Origin of the sequence: Vibrio sp. 1F169 (assembly GCF_041439605.1) — a bacterium.
GTDB lineage: Bacteria > Pseudomonadota > Gammaproteobacteria > Enterobacterales > Vibrionaceae > Vibrio > Vibrio tasmaniensis_A.
The window spans coordinates 1-5,152 of sequence record NZ_JBGOOI010000128.1 but is presented as its reverse complement, the minus strand read 5'-3'; the positions used below and the strand labels follow the sequence as shown (position 1 = coordinate 5,152).

Sequence of the window (5,152 nt, the reverse complement as noted above, 5' to 3'; positions counted from 1 at the left end):
CGGTGACTAACTTTGTTACCAATGGAACCGTGAATGTGATTCCTTCGCAAGTGACTATTTCTGGTGACACTCGCAGCTTTACCGATCAAGCATTGCATAAAATTGAGAAAGCGATTGAGCGTGTCGTCGCTGGCCAGTGCATGTCAGCAGGTGTTGATTATCAATACCACTTCAACAACAGCTTCTTATCAACGATTAACACGCCTGAAGAGACGGCTCATGCAGTGAAAGCGGCACAAGCGGTTGTTGGTGAAGAGAATGTGAATGGAGCTTGTGAACGCTTCACCATCAGTGAGGATTTCTCGTTCATGTTACGCGAAGTAAAAGGGTGCTATGTGCTAGTTGGGAATGGTGTTGGTGAATGTGGAGGTACTGCTCTTCATAACCCGCATTATGATTTTAACGATAATATTTTGGAACACGGTGTTGGGTTCTGGAAGACGCTTGTAGAGCAACAGTTATCATAACAAGCAGATATCCTTGAGTCTGTATTGCTCATAATGCAACTTAGGCTACTGTAACGAAAACTAACTGTGGCATACTAAAGTTAGCGGCTTTCTGCAAAATTTTGCAATACTTGATGTTATTTATGGTTTGCTAAATTAGGGAGGTCGTTAACTCGTTTATGTCCTAGCGCGTGCTGAAGCTGATCTAGGCAAACACGCCTTTGCCCCAAAGTTTGTTTCAGCGCATTCGTTCTAACGGCAGTTTAGCTGATTTTGCTATACTCCAACTAATCTAAATATCCTGTCAGGTTGTATCCGATGAGCAAAAAAAAGTTGACCGAAAAAGAGCTGTTGAAAGGGGTGAATCCTTATAATGCGCACAGTGATTTGCTTGCCAAGAGTGAAACAAAGCCTGATTGGCTATCCTTCGCCGATGAGGTAGAACGGGTTACAGATGATTTCATGGCTGATCGAAATGAGGTTTTAGATAACCCTAGTTCAGATTTGCTGAACCCTGATATTTTTCTTTCAAACCTCAAGTTAGCGCTTGATAGCCTTCCAGATGGTGATATTGAACTTTGTGACTTGGGCAATGAAATTGGTCGAGTCATTGCTAATTTGAACTCACCAAATGAGACGCTCTTACGTGAAGTAATTTATGGTGTTGAACATGGTTTTGACATGATTAGCAAAGAAAGAGGAACTTCGAATGAGTAAGGTTGATGAATGGGTCGACAACAATATGACATTAACCAGTATCATCATAATGGTTGTGGGCTTAACACTCGGCTACATCCTTTTCTAGTATCAATTACTAAGGTTTCGAGTAAAACCTCAGTTGTTGCAAATTCTGCAACAACTCCAATCTTCTAATTGTGCAACAGGTTGTTTCGTAAATCACCTCTGCTCCAACCCGGTTCTGATCTCGTCGCTTCGGCAATAGAACTAACTAATGTGCAAAATATGCACATTGCTTATCAAGCAACTATCGAGGATTCCTCGGTAGTTGAACTGTTGCAATAATTGCCCGAGCAACGAGAAAGCTCAGTGATTGCAGATTCTGCAACAACTCATATCTGCCCCAAAATGAGCCAGAGAGGGATTGAACTCAGTTTCAAACTCTAAAATTTAACTTACTTTTCCTCATGTCTAAAGCTCGTCCAATTTTGGTGAGTGTGAGGTCAGAGCCATCAAGTACCGTTTTGGTTGCAAGTATCAGAAATCTAATTCGTTTTTGTGAATTTCAGGGCATTGATTTTCAAGAGTTTGCTGTAGAATTTGAACATCGCGCATCGTTAGGGTTTCCTATTAGATCCATTTTATCAGGTGTGTTTTTGGCGAAATTCATTAGATCAGAACTAGCGATACGCGTCTACTCATTGTTTTATATAGAAATTATGAGAGGATTCGTAAGAATTGGCGTTATGTAAATTTTGAGTTCTGCAATATATAAGGAAAATGCATGTCTTTTGAAATAGCCATTCCTAAAGAAGGTGGCTCCGAAAAATTAAGGATAGATAAAGGTGCTTCAGTTGTAATTGTTGGGGCTAATGGTGCAGGAAAGACAAGGTTGTCTTCCTTTATAGAGGAAAACCTTGGAGAACAAGCCCATAGGATAGCCGCACATCGAGCACTTTCATTGAACCCATCAGTTGCAAAGATAAGTGAAAAAAATGCTAGAAAAGCTTTAAAGACAGGTTGGAACCATAAAAATTCTACAATTGCACATCGACGTGGCAATCGGTGGGGTGACAATGCGGCTGTTTCCTTGTTAAACGACTTCGATTTTTTATTGCAAACACTATTTGCAGAACAGACCAACACCTCCCTACAGACTCATAAGAGTGTTAGGGCTGGTGAAAATGAAGAAGCTAAAGCAACCAAGTTTGAAATATTGACTCAGGTCTGGCAGTCGCTGTTACCCCATCGTGAGCTGCACATTAGCGGCGACGACATTATGGTTTCCATAATTGGTTCAACCGAGAAATACTCAGCAACTGATATGAGTGACGGTGAACGAGCCGTGTTTTACATGCTAGGTCAAGCTTTGGTCGCAGATTCAAACACGTTACTAATATTTGATGAACCAGAACTGCATGTTCATAAGTCAATAATGTCGAAACTATGGGATGAACTGGAGGCATTGAGGCCGGATTGTGCATTTCTATTCATCACTCATGATATTGAGTTCGCTTGTTCTCGAGTAGCAGAAAAATATGTGATTAGTAAATATGCTCCAGCACCAATGTGGGAAATCAACAGGATTCAAGGTGATAGTGGGTTTGATGAAAATACTCTAACCTTAATATTAGGCAGCCGAAAACCTATTTTATTTGTAGAGGGCAATGGCGAAAGCTTAGATCGAGTAACCTTCAGGTGTTGTTATCCAGAATGGACAGTGATTCCGAGAGGCTCCTGTGAGCAAGTTATTCATTCCGTGGTAACTATGCGCCAAAACATTTCACTCACTCGCGTTTCATGTTCCGGGATTGTTGATGCTGATGATTACAGCGATGAAGATAAAGACTATCTCTCGAGTTTAGGGATTAAAGTTTTGCCACTCAGTGAGATAGAGAATATCTTCCTGCAACCCAGTGTCGCGAAAGCAATACTAGAACATGAAGGCTTTACTGACTCCGAACTTGAGGCAAAGTTGGATAGCTTTACTTCGGCAATTGTTGATAGCGTTTCAGATAAGAATAGAGAAGACGCAGTAATTAGATATTGTCGTAGGCGAATCGATCGGGCACTAAAGAAAATTGATTTGAGCGACTCTTCATCGGTGGAAGAATTGAGGGCGTCACTTGATAGCGAAGTCTCAAATCTCAATATCGAAGCCCTATCTGATTACGCTAGAAACAAAATTCAGAGCGCCATAGAGGAGCGAAACCTTATAGACCTTCTCTCAATCTATGACAATAAGGGGTTGATGGCTATTGCATCTTCTCACCTTAGAAATACGAGGCTGGCGGAGTTTGAGCATTGGCTGATTAGAAACCTCAACAATCATCTTGCGCCCAAAGTAATTGACGAAATTAGGGCGACTTTGCCTGCTGTTTCAATGGAGTAGATGTATTCACATAACAAGCGCATGTTGTCGGACTGGTTTTTCGTGGCGCTCCAAACCAGCCGCAAATGCGGGCGTTAAATTGCCCAGCAAATAACGGAGGAAGTTATCAAGATGAAAGCTATTGGTTATATATACGAGCATATGGTAAGAGTCTTTCCAGATAAACCGTGGGTAAAAGCATATTCAAATATTTATGGAGGTGGACAAACGCCTTCTTTGCCAAAAGTGATGGATAATTTTTTAGTTCAAGGTTTGTACATATTTGAAACTAAGCATGAATCTCGGCGAGATCAATACGAAATAGGTCTTATTGAGCAGTCAATGTCACTATGTAACGCATTTTTGGGTATGTATCACTCTTTAGTTGGAATAGAGCAAGACAATTGCCTAAAACGTTTCCAGGCTGCATTTCACAAACCTAATGATTTACGTGCTATTGATTTTGAGCTTTTTTGTTATCTACAACTACATTGTAATAATTGTTCCGTAGAAGTAAAAGATGGTGACAACAGTGGCGATAATTTTGACTATTTGATAACTGATCATAAAGGGCTACAAGTTCAATTGGAATGTAAATCTTTTGCCTACAGTAAAGGCTTATATGTTCCCGGTGAAGATGCCGCACGCCTCTATAATAGAATATTAAGCTTAGAGCATGGTTTGGGGGGTGTACCTGATAATCAGCTTCGTATCTATACTATTGAACTGAAGAAGGAACTACCCAAAGGCGAAGAGTCTTTAAATAGGCTAGCCGAACAAATTATCTGTACCATAAATGATGAGTCATACGTTGGTAATGAGCTTTTTTGTGTTCAATGTGAAATTTTTAATAATGTAGAAAATATCGAAGAATCAGACCGTACGCTGCACTTTAACAGTGGCGCAGTTGGTATAGAAGTGGGTAGGGTTGCATCTTTATCTAAAGGTGGGAGAGGTAGATTTAGTTTAATACTAAACAGTGCAGTTAAAGAGTCAGCCTTATTTAGAGAGTTTGAGACTATATGTAAAAAGTCGGCAAAAAATCAATTGCCGAACGACAAGCGCTCATCCATCGCAGTGGAAGTAAAAAATCCACAAGTTCTAGAATACTTGCTTGGAAACCCAAGGTTCAAAAATAAAGTCAGTAATATTTTTAAGCAAAAACACTTAACTAGCCTTATTTTAGTAACAAATACACAGGGGATATTGGCATCAGATGATAGTCATTTTTATGCCACTCCAAAAATCGAAGAGTTTAGTAATATTAGTTCGGAGTTCCAAGGTGCATTTAGTTTAAAATCAGGTTGTGTGGCAATGTAACAAGCGTTTAAGGTTTCAAGATACTTATTCTAATCTATATCGAGCACGTTAGAGCTTAAACTCTAACGCGTTTCTGTCCAAAAGTTTGTTACACACATGTCGATTATGTCTGCTAGAGGATTAATTGGAGCGTAGTAAATTTACTACGTTGAATCTTAGTCGTTGTTCAAATTTGCAGACTTTCGATGCAATGTTATGCGAACTTATACTGCAAATAGTATTGTAAGTCTTTGATGGTTGGTTCGAGTTATGCTGACTTATCCTGCAAGCATCACCTTAAAAAAGGTTCATCGCGGCTTTCCGGGGAAAGCCGCTTTTATCTTCAAGAAGAAGTAGT

4 protein-coding genes are annotated in these 5,152 nt (G+C 40.0%); all 4 read left to right on the top strand.

From position 1 onward, the window contains the following. Nucleotides 1-467 (top strand): M20/M25/M40 family metallo-hydrolase (locus ACED53_RS22715; RefSeq protein ID WP_371715314.1); only part of this gene is annotated, 467 nt, incomplete at its 5' end. Between the two features lie 297 nt (nucleotides 468-764). Further along, the gene (locus tag ACED53_RS22710) at nucleotides 765-1,163 is read left to right on the top strand and encodes a hypothetical protein (protein ID WP_069591631.1); all 399 of its coding nucleotides are present in this window, start codon (nucleotides 765-767) and stop codon (nucleotides 1,161-1,163) included. A 745-nt stretch (nucleotides 1,164-1,908) separates the two neighbouring features. Continuing rightward, nucleotides 1,909-3,516 carry an AAA family ATPase gene (locus tag ACED53_RS22705; RefSeq protein WP_017101570.1) on the top strand — a complete coding sequence of 536 codons (1,608 nt, stop codon included), beginning with the start codon at nucleotides 1,909-1,911 and terminating at the stop codon, nucleotides 3,514-3,516. Between the two features lie 111 nt (nucleotides 3,517-3,627). Continuing rightward, nucleotides 3,628-4,815 carry a hypothetical protein gene (locus ACED53_RS22700; protein WP_017101571.1) on the top strand — a complete coding sequence of 396 codons (1,188 nt, stop codon included), beginning with the start codon at nucleotides 3,628-3,630 and terminating at the stop codon, nucleotides 4,813-4,815. The last annotated feature ends 337 nt before the right edge of the window (nucleotides 4,816-5,152 follow it).

Excerpts from the sequence above, each read along its gene's own strand:
- ACED53_RS22710 (WP_069591631.1), top strand. The coding sequence starts at position 765 with ATGAGCAAAAAAAAGTTGACCGAAAAAGAGCTGTTGAAAGGGGTGAAT.
- ACED53_RS22705 (WP_017101570.1), top strand. The coding sequence starts at position 1,909 with ATGTCTTTTGAAATAGCCATTCCTAAAGAAGGTGGCTCCGAAAAATTA.
- ACED53_RS22700 (WP_017101571.1), top strand. The coding sequence starts at position 3,628 with ATGAAAGCTATTGGTTATATATACGAGCATATGGTAAGAGTCTTTCCA.